The sequence below is a fragment of the Microcystis viridis FACHB-1342 genome, assembly GCF_014698335.1.
GTDB lineage: Bacteria > Cyanobacteriota > Cyanobacteriia > Cyanobacteriales > Microcystaceae > Microcystis > Microcystis ichthyoblabe_A.
Map to the genome: position 1 here is coordinate 1 of NZ_JACJSV010000088.1, position 16049 is coordinate 16049.

A 16049-nucleotide genomic window follows, 5' to 3' on the forward strand; every position below is an offset into this window, starting at 1 on the left:
CTACAAAATTGGAAGGAGGGGGCAACCATCGATCCCTACCTCCCACACTCCGAGAATGATTATTATTCTTGAGAATGAATAGTTTATTTTTTGGAAGTCCCTTACCAAGCGAGGCCGAGTGGGAATACGCTTGTAGAGCGGGAACAACCACTCCCTTCCACTTTGGCGAGACGATCACGGGAGAACTGGCGAATTACGTTAGTTCAACGGTCTATCAACAAGAAAAGGCGAAAAAATCCCCAAAGAAAACCACTCCCGTCCGCTCCTATCCCCCCAACGCCTTTGGGCTGTACGATATGCACGGGAATGTTTGGGAGTGGTGTTTAGATCCGTGGCACAGTGATTATCAAGGCGCACCGCCCACAGACGGGAGCGTTTGGGACGAAAAAAATATTGATAATCGTTATCAAAACTCATTAAATAGTATAAATAAACTATTGACAGATGACCGAAAATGTGTATTGCGGGGCGGTTCTTGGTTCAGCCTTCCAGATGGCTGCCGTTCCGCTTTCCGCAGCAGCTACAACCGCCGCGACTACAGCAACCTCTACGACGGTTTTCGGGTGGTGTGCGGTGCTGGGAGGACTCTGTAACCCTTTTCTCTTTTTTTTCCTTTTTACCCTCATTCCCTTTTCTGGAATTTTTTTAGGCAGGCTATAGTACAAGTGTATTAGTTTAGGGGGTCAATTACCTGGGGTTTGGGGGTGGATAAGTAGCTGGTTATAATTAAATTAAAAATGGATTTTAGGTTCGATCCCCCCTTAGGGACTTGCGTGGGAATAATATCCCAATCGATCAGAGGGCGCAAGCTTTGCGCCCCTACAGTAACGGATTTTGTCCACAATGTAGGGGTGAACTGCGTTCGCCCAAAAGGTACATTATCAAGGGGTTAGCAATCCAATTGCGAACGATAGATGGAGATTCTGAGGCCTTTAATTCATCAGCTACAGCTTCAGGAATGACCACAAGCTCATACAGTTCTTGTAGGATCATAATTTGGTCAATTAAGAGCAGGTAGCAAATCGGAGAAGTGTCAGAAACAACTATCATTTCGCTCTGAGTTGTTTGAGAGTTTGCAAATCGCGTTCTAGTTCAGTTTCATCATAATTCAGATAGACTCCCATCCGCTTTAAAAAGGCATGAGTTTCTAACCGAGAAGGTAATTGAAGGATGCGTCCAACTTCGGCCGTACTCAAGATACTGGCTCTTCTGGTTTCTGTGTGGAAACGAAGCCTATACTGATAGTTTCTTCGGCAAAATAGTCGTAAAAGTCTTTCTCCGTCAACATTTCACGATTCCATAAGCAAAAATTATCACACAAAGTCGAGAAGAGCCAGATACTGGCACGGTAAGCATCAGCAATAACCATTTCCAGCAGTTTATGAGCCAAATTATCGCCTGTTTGACCTAATCTCTGGGCGATTTCGTCGGGAATATCAACAGTGATTTTCATAAAATTATCGGAGTCGCTACCAGTTAGTTTTATCATAGGTGAAATAGATGGCTCTTCCAGTTTTTGTGTGGAAGGAAGAAGAATAGGGATAATTTGGGTGCATCTCAATTTGGTCGAAATATCTATAGGACATTTTGGGCGCCCGCAGTTCGATAAACTCACTGACCACGATGCGCCCCTACCATTGGTGTAATAATAGGATTGTAGGGGCGAATTGCATTCGCCCTCTTTGATTTTTACAGTTTATTTTAAATAAATCAAGAGATTTAACCCCGGAATTGTGCGCGAGAGAGTCCAGATAAGGAGAGTGATATAAAAGATGCCGATACCCCATTGATACCAAACTAAAAAAGAAATGATAGCGGGTAATTCTTGATCGCGAACTCGCCAATCATTAAAGCCTAATTTTAGCAAATTATTGAGACTTAAATCGTAATAATTTAACCAATTCCAACGCTTTTGCCAAGAAATAGGAGTATAACGATCGCGAAAGAGGGGAAATTCGGGAACCACGGGTAAACGGGTGATTAATAAGCGTAATTGTCGCATACTGCCATCTTGCAGAAAATAGGAACTATCCATTAAATCGTGATAGCGTCCCCGACGATAAAGTTCGATAATTAAAATTAGGGGTAAGGGGACAAGAATTAGGGCAATAGCTGTTAAAGTTAGTAGGGGACAACTGGCAGATTGCAGGATATTAAACACACCAGAAAGGGTGAGAATAATATAGCTAGTTACCATACAAAAGATTTCATAACGATTAGGAATTACTGGTTTAGGAGTGAGACGACGCACGCGATCAATTAACCAAAATAAACAGCCAAAATAGGCAAAAATTATGATTCCTGTACCGAAAACTAAACTAAAATTTGTACCATCTTGACTTAAAAGTAATAGTAAAGTAAGGAAAGAAGTATGCAGAAAATCAGCTACCCAAGTGAGGTTAATTAGGCGAATAACTGAGATATTATTTAGTTTTTGTTTTAACTGTTGTAATCGCAATTTTTCGGTTTTGTATTCAATTTGATTAGCATCGGCAATTTGTTCTAGGGAGCGAAAATTACGAACTAAATTTCTTAAAACTGTCTCATTTCCTGCTAGGTTTGGTAAATAAATTGCTTGACCAATTACTCCTCTATCTCCCAGTATTTTCGCTTTATCGGAATCAAAAGCTAATCCTGATACACTTAAATAACTATTTTTAGTAAAAGTGGAATTACTAAAATCTACCTGATCTAAAAGTTTCACATCTTGAAAACTAACCACACCATTAAAATAACTAGACCGGAAAGCGCCTGATTTTTCAAAAGTGGCATTTCTAAAGGTTAATAAACTTAAAAATCTACTCTTAGAAAATAGCGGACGATCTCGCCATTGACTTTGGGAAAAATTAGCTTCTTTTTGCCAGAAAGTACGGGTAAAATCTGCGGGTTTATCGTATTTGGTTTGATCAAAATAAGCTTCGGCAGTAAAATGACTGCCATGGAAGTTAGTAATACTTTTAAAATGTGCGCTGCGAAAGATGGCTTTATTTAAAAATTGACTTTGACTAAAATTTACATCTCCCATAAAATTAGCTTTTGTAAATTTTGCCACCCTAGCAAAACGCGATTCTACCCAATTACTTTCACGACTAAATTTTGCTGCCATTGCTTCGACAATTTGCAGAAAAAAAGTCTTAGAAAAGTCCACTTCTCCCATAAATACGGTTCCCTGCAACTTCACAGGTCCGCGAAATACTGTGACATTAAAAACCGGTTCATCGCTATCGAATAAAAAATTTTCGTCCTGTTGTAATAACTGTTCTTCCGTGGGTGATAATAGGGTAGCGAGAGCTACTTTTGTTAAAGGAGTAGGTAAACCCAGACGGGAAGCGATAAAATTGCCTTGAATTAAGGAATTACTAAAATCTAAACCTAGGGGTTGTTTAGCGCGATTAATTTGACCTTGAATCTGTTGATAAAATTGTTCTTGCAGTTCCTTATTTTCATCGCGGATATCGATAACTAAATTGGCTAAATCGATAGTAGTCATCCCTTCTTTAAGGACGGGTGCGCTTAAACGTTCCTGCAATAAAGTTACTGTTAAAGGAACTCTATCCATTACTGCCAAACTAGGGAGAGAATGTAAACCGAAAAACAGAAAAACAATGATTAGTAACCAGCAGCCTTTTAACAACGCACCCACGACAGTTATTTCCCTAAACAAGCTTGGATAGCCATTTCTAAGTCCTCTTGGTTTAAATCGGTGATAACAAAGACCTCCTGAACACTTTTTCCTGTCCTCGCAATCAGCTTAAAACCACCACGAATCGGCACTGATATCCGCAATTGTAACCGCGGACAATGACCTTTTGAGCGAGAAAGTACCCCCGGGGTGACAGTGGTGATTCCTTTATAAGTAATTAACTTTTCTAATACCGCAATCAACCCCGGAATATGAGTAGAATGATTCCAAACTAAGCGACCATTATTCATAATTATGCGGCCTCTAGGGGAGCCATGGTTAATCCTTCCCGTCGCAATTGTTGGTGATAAAGTTCCGCTTGTTCTTGGGGACCTGTCCAGACAATTGCTTGTCCTTGGTAGTGAACTTGATTAGTTAATTCCCAAGCTCGATCGGTGGTCATATCCGGGATATATTTAATTAAACAATTGGCCACATGATCGAAGGTGTTAAAGTCATCGTTGAGAACAATAACTTTATAGTTGGGATAAGTCTTTTTGACAACTTGGGTGGACTTATCTAAGGTGGTACTGGGTGCGCTGGCCATAAAAGTTACAATAGGTCAAGGTTTTTGCGGTTAAATTCGAGCATTTTGACAACAATTAAGCGGCAAAAGCCACAGAATTATTATGCAAAACTTGGTGATAGTAATTTAATAACTGTTTGGTGGCCGCTTGCCATGCCCATTTTTCGGCTTCTAGACGCGCATTTCGTCGTAATTCCTCTCTTTCTGCCTTGGCGGTTAGTAATCTTTGGGTGGCACTAATTAAACCTTTTTCATCCCTAGGATCGAAGAGATGACCATTAACTCCATCGGTGACAATATCGGGAATTCCCCCCGAATTTGCTGCCACCACCGGACAACCGGCAGCCATGGATTCTAAAAGTACCAAACCGAGGGTTTCTGTGCGTGAGGGAAAAAGAAAAGCATCTGCGGAAGCAAAAGCGGAGGCTAATTCTAACCCCTGTAAATAACCGACAAAATGGGTATTTGTGTCGGCAAAATGACTTGTTAAAGCTTCCCGATGGGGACCATCTCCCACAATGGCAAATCTTGCTTCGGGAATCGCTTCTAATACTGGTTTAATGCGATCAATTTCTTTTTCGGCCGACACTCGACCGACGTATAATAAGAGAGGACTATCGGGGTTATTTTGGGATAATTTCAGTCTCATAGCCGGGGATTTTAAATGAGGTTGAAATAATTCCGTATCGACTCCCCTTTGCCAAAGCTCGACCTTTTCAATGCCACGACTAGATAATTCTTGCACCATAGCAGTGGAAGTGCAGAGATTTAAACTTGCTTGATTGTGGGCCAATTTTAATAATTCCCAGAGTAATCCTTCTAGGGAACCTAATCCATAGTGTTGTAGGTATTGGGGGAGATGGGTATGATAGGAAGCGACGAGGGGAATGTTCATAGTTTTGGCAAAATAAATGCCTCCCACCCCTAAAACAGCCGGGTTAACCACATGAATAATATCAGGTTTAAACCTCTCTAAAGCTTGACCGACGGAAGGCCGGGGGAAAGCCATTTTTAATTCCGGATATAGGGGTAAGGGAATCCCTGTAACTCCATGAATTTTAGCACCTTTGTACTCTTTTAAACCGCCATCGGGAGAGAAAACTAATACCTGATGACCTAATCTTTGTAGGTGTTCCACGGTATGTTTAAGACGGGTGACAATGCCATCGATTTTCGGTAAGAAAGTTTCTGTAAAAAGAGCAATTCGCATAGAGAAAACAAGGTTAAGTAATAATTAAGGGCAAGCTTTTTTTGAGATAGCTAGGAATAATTACTGAATTTCTCAAGGCAATTAACTCCCCAATTAATCATAGATCAGAAAGGCCAAAGGTTTTAATCACTCGATCGCTACCTTCGATAACCACCGTCGCTCGATAATTATCGCCGATTGCTGCAGTCCATAATTGCCATTCCCCCGCCACATTGTCTAATTTTAAGGGATTAAGGCCCACTTCCACTTGATCGAGTCCTCCGCTAATTCCGGTTCCCAGTGCCTTTAAATAAGCCTCTTTTGCCGTCCATAACTGAAAAAATAGCTTTTCCTTCTCTGCGGACTTTTCAACAAGCTCATGTTCCCTAGCACAAAAAAACCTTTTTGTCAAGCTATCTAAATCTTTCATCTGGCGCATTTTCTCTAAATCTACCCCAATGCGAGCGGTTAAAGTCAAGCCACAGATTGCCATCTCCTCGGAATGGGAGAGATTAAACTGTAATTGGTATTTAATACTCGGTTTTCCCCGTTCACTGTAGATAAACTCGATTTTTTCGGGACTTATGGCCAAATATGACCCTAAAATCTCCCGTAAACATCCCCTAGCCACCAAAAAACGCCGCTTGTGTTGGGGAAAATGGTAACGATTAGCTCTAATTATTTCATCTTCCGAGAGCAAAGAAGCCAGTTTTTCTCGTCTATCCCCAGAGGGATCGAGACTGATAAAATAGAGATGAACCTCATCGGTAGATATAAACATTAAACTCAGAAGCGATCAAATAATTAATTATCGGTAAATTTTACCGTAAAATGAGAATTGCCGACTCAAGAATTTATCCACCTTCTAACTCTTGACTTTGCAGCACACCTATGAACTTTTTTCATACTGAAGACCATCTCCAACAGTTCGGTACAGATATTTTAGAAACAACTTGGCGAGAATTTCCCCAATTAGCTCAAGAACAAATTGCCCTAACTTGGATAGTATATGATCCTCCTGTTATCGTCAACACGGGGGGAGCAATTTCTCACGAAGAATTCTGGAAATATTCCCCCCGCGGATTTAGTTATCGCGGACAAGAAAGAACCTATCCCGCTAGTTTAGTGAAATTGTTTTATCTAGTAGCAATTCATGAGTGGTTAGAGGGGGGAATGATTGCCGAAAGCAGCGAATTAAATCGCGCCATTCGTGACATGATTGTTGACTCTAGTAATGATGCTACCAGTTTAGTTGTAGATCTGGTTACGGGAACCACTAGCGGTCCAGAAATTGCCGCCGGTCCCTTTGAAACTTGGAAGCAACAACGCAACATAGTTAATCGTTATTTTCAATCCCTAAATTGGCCAGAATTAGCGACAATTAACGTTAATCAAAAAACTTGGTCTGATGGTCCCTATGGACGTGAACGCGCTTTTTTAGGGGAATTAATGGAGAATCGCAATATGTTGACTAGCAATGCAGTGGCGCGTTTAATTCATACTATTGTCGGGGGGATTGCTGTTTCTTCCCAACGTTCCCAAATGATGATGTCTTTACTAAAACGTAGTCTTAATCCTGCTGATTGGACAAGTCAAGGAGATGATACACAAATCTTAGGATTTCTGGGACAAGGATTACCAGAAAATAGTCAAATTTGGTCAAAAGCTGGTTGGACAAGTCAAGTGCGTCACGATGCAGCCTATATTGAAATTCCCCATCATACTCCCTATCTATTGGTAGTATTTACCGAGGGAAAAGATAACAGTCAAAATCGCTCAATTTTACCTTTTATTTCCCAGAAGGTAGCCGAGAAAATTATGCAGTTCAATTAATTGAAGCTGTGGGTAGGATGATTTTCTCTGTCATTGTCAAAAGTGCTAGATAAACATCCTACTGTCATGAACCCGTAAATTGACTGATGTGCATCTCAATATGTAGCTTTTCTGGGATAGATGGGGTTTGTTTTTGCAGCTGAAATACTCGATTAAGTTTAGTCTGTGCTTCACCTTGACGAGAAGGACTGTCATCATTTAAACTAACAATAAGTTGTTCTTAAGTATTTCCTCAAATGTGTGACTTTTAATCCTCATCATTGTCATAACGAAAGGGAAGTGGAGAGTAAACTAATTGTCCAGTATTTACTCCCAAAACTAGGCTACAATGCCGAACATTGGTATCAACAAGTTAGCTTCGGTAAAGTCCGCTTAGATTTCCTTGTTTCCGCTCAAAAACCTATCAATAAAAGGCAGTTTTTATCCTCTCACTGTCTAATTATCGAGGCTAAAAACCCCAGAGAAAAGCTCATCAATCATCGTCACCGCTTAGGTTATTATCTCAACTATTTTAAAGTGCAGTGGGGATTATTAACCAATGGTGATGAGATTCAACTTTATCGAAGAAAACCCGATAAAATTTATTTAGTTTTTAGATGTTCTGGGTTAGAAATTGCCTCTCACTTAGAACAGTTAAAATCTCTGATTGGTTACGAAACCTTATCTTTAGGTATTCCACCGCTCAATTCTCCAACAATCAACCACAGAAACCCCATGAAAACCATCGCAATTTATCATCATAAAGGTGGTGTTGGCAAAACCACCGTCGCTACCAATCTAGCGGCAGCTTTGAGTAAAAAAGGCAAGCGAGTATTATTAATTGATATTGATGCTCAAGCTAATAGTACCTTTGCCGTTGGTTTAATTAAGTTTCAATTCGATGATGACGATGATTTAAAAGATAAAAATGTCTTTCATTTACTAGATAACAGTAACCGCATTTTTATTGAGAATATTGTCAGAAAGTCTCAAGGATTCAATCATCCAGAAATTGATGTTATTCCCTCTCACATATCTTTAATTGCTAACCAAGCAAAAATTAAAGATAATGCGGCGGTATTTGCTAGATTGGCAAGAAAATTAGAGAAAGTAAATAATCAATACGATATTGTAATTATTGATGCACCTCCCGCACTTGATTTATATGCACGCATTGCTTTAATTGCAGCTGACTATCTGATAATCCCTTCTGATCTTAAACCATTTTCTAATCAAGGATTAGATAGCGTTAAAAACTTTGTTCAAGAGGAAATCAATGAAAGTCGTGGAGATTTGGGTAAACCAACCCTACAAATTTTAGGCGTTTTACCTTCCAAAATTTCCACCCATGCTCAATACTTAAAATATAATTTTCCCAAACAAAAACAAGTGATTCCAGACAAATATAATTTACCTTTGATGGAATCGACTATCTCGGAAAGAATGCCTTTATCTCGCTGTATAAATCAATACGTTACCGTGGGAGATTTAGAAATTCCTGCCCCCCAATCTATAATCGATTATGCCGAACATCAAGCTGATGCGGGAGTATCAGCAGCAGAATTTGAAGCCTTAGCAATTGAAGTTTTAGCTAAAATAGGAGTTAAATAAATGTGGAAATTTTTACGAGTCGATATTACTGATATTAATCCTTCCCTTCCCAGAGAAACCTTTTCCGAAACTGAATTAGAGAATTTAGCCAATCTTATTATTGAAATGGGTGGAATTATTCGCCCTGCTATTCTCAAAAAAGCTGATAATAAAAAAGTTGATGAACGTTATGATATTATCAGTGGAGATTTAGAATATTATGCTTCTGTTATCGCCAATCAGAAAGTTCCTGACATCGAGATGATTAACGCTTTTGTAGTTGATAAAGAAGCGGAGAGTATCGCTTTACAGCAAATGAAGTTATTATCCTCTTCTCCTGGGTTAATTACCAGGCCCGAAAAAATAGATAATCCTCTAGAATTGAGGATGAGTAATCTTGAAAAACGATTAGAAACCCAGTTACAAGCAATCCGAGAGGAGTACCAAAAAGAAATCAAAAGACTGGAAGAAAAAATTATTATTTCTCCTCCTTCTCATCCTTCTCATCCTTCTCATCCTTCTCATCCTTCTAAGTCGATTTTAGAGCTTTTGAATACCTGTGACGCTAATCAACTTAACAAAGCGAGAATCCCACCTGCATCTGTTAATGACTTTCTGAAAAAACGTTCAGAAAAGCCCTTTGATTCTTTGGAAGATATCCTAAATCGCCCAGTCTCAGGAGTTAAAGAGAAAAGATTAATTAAGCTTGTCGATTATTTGCTGACTTCTAATTGATTTTTGTGGGTGTGTTGAGCTACTTTAACACACCCTACCGATGGATGTTATAATAATGGAAGATCAGGAAAAAATTCTGATCCGATAGCGGACAAAGATTAACCAGAAGACGGGTGAAAAGAGAAAACTTATGACAACTACCCCAGTAATAGCTGCTTTTTTAACAATTCCGGTGGTGATTCGGTAGTAGTGATGGTGGCTTAATCCTTTGCTTTGCTGTGCATTGTAGTCATGGATAAAATACCAAAGGGTTCCCCAACGTGATTCTCCATTTTTTTAGAGAAAGATAGACTCTCTCTCACCAGCCGAGAAATCCTTTGTCGAAAGGTATTATTTAATCTTTCAATAGGATTAGTTTGATCAGTTTCTTTTCCGACTGGTTGATGACGTTTACTAGGAATTACTGTCTTATAGGACTCCCAAAAGTCTGTGTAAGCAACCGCGCATTGTCGGTAAACACCTGGTAAACTAGCCCCAAAGTTTTTTGGCTGATTGACGACTCCTATCTCCGCGCATAGCAACCAATAATTTCTCTTGTATTTCTATCAATTAGCCGCCAAATATACACCTTGATTGTTTTAGAAAAAACAAAAGACCACATCTCATCACATTCTATAACTAATTTACCTTTTGGTTTGTCCGAAACCTTTATTTGACGGGGGATAGTCGCCAGTTTATTGTTGACATAATTTTGTAACCATGACCAACTTACCCCTGTTACTCTAGCAATTCCTCGTAAGGAAATTCGTTCGAGCAAGAGTTTATCAATTAATTGTTTGGTTTCGTCAGAGACGGTTTTATTAGTGGGATTGATCACAAACTGACGACCACATTCTTTACATTGACGTTTGGGTTTTCCATTATGAATAGAACCATTCTTGATAGTATGGTGAGAACCACAATTAGGACAGGGGAATAGAGGTGAAGGGGGGATTTTGTTCGGTGCTAGACTGATATTTGAGTAAGCCAGACAGGAGCCAGAAAAAGATATTTATCAGAAAAGTCATGATCAAGCTAGAGGTTTAAAGACTGATCGGGTTCCAATTATTTTTATTAATAAATATTTTACACAATTCATACCAGGTAAGCAAGAGAGCTACGCCACTACTACCGAATCATTACCCATTTTAGTAAATGGAGAGAATTCTTGTCCATTAAGAAATGTTACAAATTACATGGGTACATTAAGAAAAGTTAAGGGGCGTATCCATTGATGGATAAGGGTTTTCGGCTATTATAGTATATATGTATGGGGAAAGTTCAGTTATATTGCTTACAACTCTTTGCCAGTAAGGATTATAGCCACAATGAAGGATTTTTGTCAGGGTGAAGAATTATAAATTTTTTTCTCAGAAAAAATCAATTATTGAAAATGTTCTCAATAGTAGTTTCTACAATGAAGGTTTTTCGTCAAAATATCTTGGGAAATGTAAAGATATGTAAAAGTATATGAAGAGGTGCGGAATGTCGGTGCTAAAAATCCCTGTTTTGTCAGGAAAAAATCGAGCAGCCACCCCGAAATAGTGGTAATAGTATTGAAGGAGTGGTCTTAAAAGTGATGATATGACTGACCAGAATGGCGTGTTAGTAGAAGAACAAAGCGAGGATATTACCCGTAAGATGAGTCAATTAGCCACCGAGTCGCCGAAAAATCAATTACAAATCCTGACACAATTAGCCGAGGCCGGAGAAGGTGGCCTAACTGTGTTGAGAGATTTTTTATTAGCCTGGCGTCCCACTCCCGTTAATCTGGTGACAGGTAAGGCCTATCAATTGCTATACCAAGATAATAGCACTCAGAGCAAGGAATTTTTAGCTAATTATTTCCCCACGGGTATTGTTCCCCTAGACAGTGCTAAAGGTATCGATTATCGACTTTTACAGGAATTATTGGCTAAACAGGATTTTCAAACTGCCGATAGTCTCACCCGTCAAAAACTCTGTGAATTAGCAGGAGAAGGGGCAATACAGAGGAAATGGGTCTATTTTACGGAAGTGGAAGCTTTCCCCGGTGTAGATATTCAGACTATTGATAATCTTTGGTTAGTTCATTCGGAAGGAAAATTCGGTTGGTCGGTGCAGCGCAAATTATGGATCGGTGTCGGTCAAGATTTCCCGAAACTTTGGCCGAAAATTGGCTGGAAAAATGGCAATAATTGGACAAAATACCCCCAAGAATTTATCTGGGATTTAAGCGCTCCCGTGGGTCATTTACCCCTGTTAAATCAACTGCGCGGGGTGAGAGTGGCTGCCTCTTTATTCTCCCATCCCGTCTGGAGTGAAAAATAGATTGAGAACACTGGGTCCGGCTATTGTATCAGCTTTCTACATTTTCGGGACGATTTCTTGTAAGGCCGCTTCTAGATTAGGATAACGATAGTCAAAACCGATCGCTTGGGTGGCTTTTGGCAGCACTTCTTGACCTTCTAAGACGATTTTTGCCCCTTCTCCCAAGAGAATTTCGAGGGCAAAATCTGGCACTGGCAACCAAGAAGGACGATTCATTACTTCCCCTAATATCTGACAGAATTCTTTCATCCGGACGGGATTGGGTGCAGTAGCGTTGAAAGTACCGTTAATTTCTGGGCGATCGAGACAATAGATAATTAAATTAATTAAATCATCCCGATGAATCCAAGAAAACCACTGACGACCGCTGCCAATCGGTCCGCCGGCAAATAGTTTGAAGGGTGGGATCATTTTCCCTAAAGCACCCCCATTGCCTAAAACAATACCCGTGCGAAGAATGACTAAACGAGTGCCGTAATCTTTAACTTTTTGGGCGGCTGTTTCCCACTTTTTACAGACATCCGCCAGAAAATCGCCACCGGGAGGGCTATTTTCGTCAAAACTAGCGGTTTCACTGGTTCCATAGTAACCGATCGCCGATGAGTTAATTAAAACTTTCGGTTTCTGGGCAGCAAGTGCGGTCGCAACGCGCTCGCTACGCGAGATCGCATCGACAATTTTCTCGGTGCCGATTTCCCGACTAGCGACGATTGCTCGTTTTGCTTCACCGGTCCAGCGTTCCGAAATCGGTTCTCCCGCTAGATTAATCACCGCGTCACATCCGCAAATCTCTTTTTGCCAATCCCCCGATTCTGTGGCGATATAGGGAATAATCTCTATCTTAGGATAGATTGACTTTGGGTAAATTCTTCGGGCTTTATCGGGATTGCGCGTCAAAATTAGAATATCATCGCTGCGATCAAGGAGTTTGACCACCAATCGACTCCCCACAAATCCCGTCGCCCCAGTAATCGCTATTTTCATGGTTTCTTGACTAAATTTATCCTTATTTTAGCTGGTTTTTGGCTATCAGAGTTCAGGAGTCAGTCCCGATGAAAAAATTTTCACCCCCACAGATGAAAGATGTTTCTTTCCCTACACCCCACACCCCACACCCTACACCCTCTTTCAAGTCGGTAGTCAGGAGATTATTTTTATTTGTTCTCCCCACACCCTACACCCCACACCCCATCACCCCACTTCTCACTTATCCTGATACCCCATACCGTTGGCTGCCGCATAACGATTCATAAAGCGCATAAAACGCTCCCAGTGTTCATCGGTGATTTCAAAACCACATTCTACCCGTTGAATTTCATCTCCTTCATCTCCTCCAAAAATAAACTTAGTCGAGTTGGGAATAACTATAATCACTCCTTCCTCATCGGTGAGACGGAGATCGCCGTAGGTACGGGTGGTGAAACTTTGGAAACGTTCGATCGCTTTCAGGGTTTTAAAAGTCATCAGGACATTGCGAATCCCGGTATTTTTATTTTTGCGGAGACTAACACCGCTTAATTCTTCTGATAAACCGACAAAAAACTCGATCGTGGGAGTGGTCATAGGTGTGGGTATAAAATTTTAGTTATTGATTTTCTCTTAATTACTTTTGAAGGGAAAAAGTAGTTCATGGTTACTAATAAAGTAACCATGAACCGAAAAACAAGCTATTCCGCTTCTCCACCTTGGATTTTGAGGAGGAGAAAACCCCAAGCTAATCCGACGAGGACGAGAACGATCGCCACGATCGGCCCATTAAATAACATACTTTCTGCGGTCATGGTGATTGCTCCTGAGCCTACAATAATCGATCAACAGATCAATGGTATTTTAACCTACGAAGGCGATCGACTGCTGCCAGACTGGGGCAAAATTGAAGGGGAAAATCGGCCAATAACTTTGAGAATTTTCCTAGTATATACGTTCTAGCAATCCTGCCCCTCTCCTCAAGGAAGGATGCTCACCCCCATGCTAGATATTTTTAATACTATCTTTATATTTGCCGTCACCACTTTGTGTTAGTGTCTTATCTGCTTAATTCTCCACTTATACTAGGAAAATTAAGTATTGATAACTATTGGTGATAACTGGTAAAAAATCATTTATGCTCAAGATCAAGTTAATATTATTTTTAGGTTTGTTGCTGCTGAGTTGTCAATCGACTAATCTCAATGGTAATAATAGTTCAATGGCTCAGATTACGACTGAGAATCAAGGGCAAATATTACCGATCACGGCCAAAGCAGATATTAATGGTGAGATGATTGAGTTAGAAGTGGCTCAAACCCAGGAACAACAGGCCAAGGGTTTAATGTATCGCTCATCTTTGCAGAAAAATCGCGGTATGCTATTTCCCTTTGCACAACCTCTGATGGCCCGGTTTTGGATGAAAAATGTCTCGATTCCTCTAGACATGATTTTTCTAAAAGATGGTATAGTAAAAGCAGTTTTGCTCAATGTCCCCCCTTGTGCGGTGCATCCTTGTCCTGTCTATGGTCCAAACACCATGGTTAATCAAGTGATCGAACTAGCTGGGGGTCGAGCGAAAGAATTAGGAGTGAAAGAAGGAGATAAAATTAAGATTGAGTCTATCTCAAGACCTTAATTTTTGAAAATGGGGTTAACTTTCTTATAAAAAGTGTCCCTTGTCTGGAAATATAAGTATGGCTTTTAGAAGCTATTACGCACTTATACTGTTTAAGATATAACCATATCGATTAGGATTTTTATAGTCTATCAAGTCATAGATTGAATAATCTTTACCCTTGCTATGGATTAAACAGAGACAAAATTCTGCTCGATCTAACGGGACTATCTTAAGAGAGCCAGCGATTTTTGTGAAAGCACTCTCTATCATCGAGATAGCTTAGATACAGAAAAAACGGTCGCAAGACTAACTGTCCTTGAAACCGCTCAGGTAGTGTTTTGTTAAAATCACGAGATATACTATAACTATTGAGGAAAAAAATCCCCCTATGTCCACGATTGCCTATTCCCAATTCCGACGATTTCTGCAAGAGGAATTGTCCCTTCCCCAAGAATCGATCGCTATGGCCGAGCGCTCGATCCAATCTGATAAAATTCATTTACCGATGATTCTCTGGCAGTACGGTTTAGTGACCTTGGAACAATTAGACAAAATTTATGATTTTCTCGAAGATGTAGTCTAATCTTACAATTGCTCACTATTGACAAGGAGAATAATTGCCATGGATCCTCATAGTTTCTGGCACAGTCTGAAAATTACGATCCCAAAAACTACCAATCATCACTTGAGAAGTGGGTTATTTAAACCCACTTTTTTAATAACTATACAATTGAGAATTATCGATTAACTGCTCAGTCCATGAAACCCCATGACCAATTTGCCAAAAACTACCTTGAACAATTACTTTCTCCCCTGGGAATCGTCGAAATCAGCAAAGAAGTCAGCGACGAAACCCGACAGATAGATTTATTTTTTTCCCCCAATCCCGAACCCAACCCCGATTATCTGGGATTATTAGGCAGAATTGTCCTTAATACTGTCTTAATTGAACCCTATCGCAATCCTCCCAACCGGAGCGAGATTCGTAATTGTTTAGCGAAACTTTTGACGATTTTGGCCGAACTGCAAAGACAAGCTAAACGGGAAAATCAGAGCTACAATGAAGAGAATGCCCCTCGTTTGTGGATTTTATCCCCTTCAGCTAGTCTGACTCTGTTAGAGAGTATTGGGGCAAAAATAGACCCAGAGTGGCCAGAAGGAGTGTATTTTCTTCCCTCGCTTTATCGCACGGCAATTATCGCTATTAATCAATTGCCTGTGACTGCTGAGACTCTTTGGTTAAGATTATTAGGACGGGGAAAAACGCAAAACCAAGCGGTGCGAGAATTGTTAGAATTACCTCAAGGTAATGCTTTCCGGGAAAATGTACTGGAATTATTGATTAGTTGGCGGGTTAATATGGAAATAAATAACATCCTAGAAACTGAGGATAGAGAGGTGTTTATGACTTTATCTCAAACCTATCAGGAATGGAAGGAAGCAACTAAACGGGAAGGACTCGAACAAGGACTTGAACAAGGACTAGAGCTAGGACTCGAACAAGGACTAGAGCTAGGACTAGAGCGAGGACTCGAACAAGGAAAACTAGAGGGTAAACTGGAATCTATTCCCCGTTTGCTTGCTTTGGGTTTAAGTGTGGAACAAATCGCTCAAGCTTTGGATTTAGACTTAGAACAAG

Annotated in this window: 19 protein-coding genes and 2 pseudogenes; 9 read left to right on the top strand and 12 right to left on the bottom strand. The window is 40.2% G+C overall.

The window, feature by feature from the left end:
- Nucleotides 1–101: 101 nt before the first annotated feature.
- Nucleotides 102–593 (top strand): annotated as a pseudogene (locus H6G40_RS20485) (formylglycine-generating enzyme family protein); the annotation flags it as partial.
- A gap of 226 nt (nt 594–819) precedes the next feature.
- On the opposite strand, the gene H6G40_RS20490 reads toward H6G40_RS20485, so the two are convergent.
- The 8 genes from H6G40_RS20490 to H6G40_RS20525 form a co-directional block, all read right to left on the bottom strand.
- Nucleotides 820–1050, bottom strand: a complete 231-nt coding sequence (locus H6G40_RS20490; protein ID WP_002732242.1) for a PIN domain-containing protein — start codon at nt 1048–1050, stop codon at nt 820–822.
- The gene (locus H6G40_RS20495) at nt 1047–1196 is read right to left on the bottom strand and encodes a UPF0175 family protein (protein ID WP_002732105.1); all 150 of its coding nucleotides are present in this window, start codon (nt 1194–1196) and stop codon (nt 1047–1049) included. Before H6G40_RS20495 ends, H6G40_RS20490 begins: the two co-directional genes overlap by 4 nt.
- Entirely contained in the window at nt 1193–1453 is a 261-nt protein-coding gene (locus H6G40_RS23510) for a hypothetical protein (RefSeq protein ID WP_042790375.1), read from the bottom strand. Before H6G40_RS23510 ends, H6G40_RS20495 begins: the two co-directional genes overlap by 4 nt.
- A gap of 243 nt (nt 1454–1696) precedes the next feature.
- A complete protein-coding gene (locus tag H6G40_RS20505) occupies nt 1697–3643 on the bottom strand; it encodes a pentapeptide repeat-containing protein (protein ID WP_069475235.1) in 1947 nt (648 codons plus the stop codon).
- 5 nt (nt 3644–3648) lie between these two features.
- On the bottom strand, nt 3649–3933 hold the full coding sequence (locus H6G40_RS20510) for a DUF2103 domain-containing protein (protein ID WP_069475236.1): 285 nt from the start codon (nt 3931–3933) through the stop codon (nt 3649–3651).
- 2 nt (nt 3934–3935) lie between these two features.
- Nucleotides 3936–4229 carry an ATP-dependent Clp protease adapter ClpS gene (clpS, locus tag H6G40_RS20515; protein ID WP_002765336.1) on the bottom strand — a complete coding sequence of 98 codons (294 nt, stop codon included), beginning with the start codon at nt 4227–4229 and terminating at the stop codon, nt 3936–3938.
- 55 nt (nt 4230–4284) lie between these two features.
- Nucleotides 4285–5418: a glycosyltransferase family 4 protein gene (locus tag H6G40_RS20520; RefSeq protein ID WP_002787970.1), complete on the bottom strand. Its 1134-nt coding sequence runs from the start codon at nt 5416–5418 to the stop codon at nt 4285–4287.
- Between the two features lie 97 nt (nt 5419–5515).
- Nucleotides 5516–6178 carry a 4'-phosphopantetheinyl transferase family protein gene (locus tag H6G40_RS20525; protein ID WP_002734199.1) on the bottom strand — a complete coding sequence of 221 codons (663 nt, stop codon included), beginning with the start codon at nt 6176–6178 and terminating at the stop codon, nt 5516–5518.
- A gap of 110 nt (nt 6179–6288) precedes the next feature.
- Between H6G40_RS20525 and H6G40_RS20530 the strand changes: the two genes are divergently transcribed.
- From H6G40_RS20530 to H6G40_RS20540, 3 genes are all read left to right on the top strand, one after another.
- Entirely contained in the window at nt 6289–7230 is a 942-nt protein-coding gene (locus H6G40_RS20530; RefSeq protein ID WP_002733395.1) for a serine hydrolase, read from the top strand.
- A gap of 240 nt (nt 7231–7470) precedes the next feature.
- Nucleotides 7471–8820 (top strand): AAA family ATPase, encoded by a 1350-nt coding sequence (locus H6G40_RS20535; RefSeq protein ID WP_002734620.1) that lies wholly within the window; start codon nt 7471–7473, stop codon nt 8818–8820.
- Nucleotides 8821–9534 carry a ParB N-terminal domain-containing protein gene (locus tag H6G40_RS20540; RefSeq protein ID WP_069475237.1) on the top strand — a complete coding sequence of 238 codons (714 nt, stop codon included), beginning with the start codon at nt 8821–8823 and terminating at the stop codon, nt 9532–9534.
- Nucleotides 9535–9753: 219 nt separating this feature from the next.
- Here the strand turns inward: H6G40_RS20540 and H6G40_RS20545 are convergent.
- Nucleotides 9754–10468: pseudogene (locus H6G40_RS20545) on the bottom strand (IS1 family transposase); the annotation flags it as partial.
- A 629-nt stretch (nt 10469–11097) separates the two neighbouring features.
- Here H6G40_RS20545 and H6G40_RS20550 point away from each other — a divergent pair.
- Nucleotides 11098–11823 (top strand): GUN4 domain-containing protein, encoded by a 726-nt coding sequence (locus H6G40_RS20550; protein ID WP_002733427.1) that lies wholly within the window; start codon nt 11098–11100, stop codon nt 11821–11823.
- A gap of 36 nt (nt 11824–11859) precedes the next feature.
- Here the strand turns inward: H6G40_RS20550 and thyD are convergent, their stop codons facing one another.
- The 3 genes from thyD to petM all read right to left on the bottom strand — a co-directional run bounded on the left by thyD (nt 11860) and on the right by petM (nt 13604).
- A complete protein-coding gene (thyD, locus tag H6G40_RS20555) occupies nt 11860–12807 on the bottom strand; it encodes a thylakoid membrane protein ThyD (RefSeq protein WP_190538199.1) in 948 nt (315 codons plus the stop codon).
- Nucleotides 12808–13026: 219 nt separating this feature from the next.
- Nucleotides 13027–13386, bottom strand: coding sequence for a photosystem II reaction center protein Psb28 (gene psb28, locus H6G40_RS20560; protein ID WP_069475587.1), 360 nt, complete (start codon nt 13384–13386; stop codon nt 13027–13029).
- Nucleotides 13387–13490: 104 nt separating this feature from the next.
- The gene (gene petM, locus H6G40_RS20565; RefSeq protein ID WP_002731506.1) at nt 13491–13604 is read right to left on the bottom strand and encodes a cytochrome b6-f complex subunit PetM; all 114 of its coding nucleotides are present in this window, start codon (nt 13602–13604) and stop codon (nt 13491–13493) included.
- Here petM and H6G40_RS20570 point away from each other — a divergent pair.
- The 4 genes from H6G40_RS20570 to H6G40_RS20585 all read left to right on the top strand — a co-directional run.
- Nucleotides 13603–13752 carry a hypothetical protein gene (locus H6G40_RS20570; protein WP_002734390.1) on the top strand — a complete coding sequence of 50 codons (150 nt, stop codon included), beginning with the start codon at nt 13603–13605 and terminating at the stop codon, nt 13750–13752. The genes petM and H6G40_RS20570 overlap by 2 nt on opposite strands.
- A gap of 175 nt (nt 13753–13927) precedes the next feature.
- Entirely contained in the window at nt 13928–14428 is a 501-nt protein-coding gene (locus H6G40_RS20575) for a DUF192 domain-containing protein (RefSeq protein ID WP_002731960.1), read from the top strand.
- A gap of 370 nt (nt 14429–14798) precedes the next feature.
- A complete protein-coding gene (locus tag H6G40_RS20580; RefSeq protein ID WP_061430188.1) occupies nt 14799–14993 on the top strand; it encodes a DUF2949 domain-containing protein in 195 nt (64 codons plus the stop codon).
- 176 nt (nt 14994–15169) lie between these two features.
- Nucleotides 15170–16049: RpnC/YadD family protein (locus H6G40_RS20585; protein WP_190538200.1), on the top strand; the 880-nt coding region annotated here is incomplete at its 3' end.

Bases quoted from the DNA above. Each gene is read 5' to 3' on its own strand.
- H6G40_RS20490 (WP_002732242.1), bottom strand. From the start codon at position 1,050: ATGATAGTTGTTTCTGACACTTCTCCGATTTGCTACCTGCTCTTAATT.
- H6G40_RS23510 (WP_042790375.1), bottom strand. From the start codon at position 1,453: ATGAAAATCACTGTTGATATTCCCGACGAAATCGCCCAGAGATTAGGT.
- H6G40_RS20510 (WP_069475236.1), bottom strand. From the start codon at position 3,933: ATGAATAATGGTCGCTTAGTTTGGAATCATTCTACTCATATTCCGGGG.
- clpS (WP_002765336.1), bottom strand. From the start codon at position 4,229: ATGGCCAGCGCACCCAGTACCACCTTAGATAAGTCCACCCAAGTTGTC.
- H6G40_RS20520 (WP_002787970.1), bottom strand. From the start codon at position 5,418: ATGCGAATTGCTCTTTTTACAGAAACTTTCTTACCGAAAATCGATGGC.
- H6G40_RS20525 (WP_002734199.1), bottom strand. From the start codon at position 6,178: ATGTTTATATCTACCGATGAGGTTCATCTCTATTTTATCAGTCTCGAT.
- H6G40_RS20530 (WP_002733395.1), top strand. From the start codon at position 6,289: ATGAACTTTTTTCATACTGAAGACCATCTCCAACAGTTCGGTACAGAT.
- H6G40_RS20540 (WP_069475237.1), top strand. From the start codon at position 8,821: ATGTGGAAATTTTTACGAGTCGATATTACTGATATTAATCCTTCCCTT.
- H6G40_RS20550 (WP_002733427.1), top strand. From the start codon at position 11,098: ATGACTGACCAGAATGGCGTGTTAGTAGAAGAACAAAGCGAGGATATT.
- thyD (WP_190538199.1), bottom strand. From the start codon at position 12,807: ATGAAAATAGCGATTACTGGGGCGACGGGATTTGTGGGGAGTCGATTG.
- psb28 (WP_069475587.1), bottom strand. From the start codon at position 13,386: ATGACCACTCCCACGATCGAGTTTTTTGTCGGTTTATCAGAAGAATTA.
- H6G40_RS20570 (WP_002734390.1), top strand. From the start codon at position 13,603: ATGGTGATTGCTCCTGAGCCTACAATAATCGATCAACAGATCAATGGT.
- petM (WP_002731506.1), bottom strand. From the start codon at position 13,604: ATGACCGCAGAAAGTATGTTATTTAATGGGCCGATCGTGGCGATCGTT.
- H6G40_RS20575 (WP_002731960.1), top strand. From the start codon at position 13,928: ATGCTCAAGATCAAGTTAATATTATTTTTAGGTTTGTTGCTGCTGAGT.
- H6G40_RS20580 (WP_061430188.1), top strand. From the start codon at position 14,799: ATGTCCACGATTGCCTATTCCCAATTCCGACGATTTCTGCAAGAGGAA.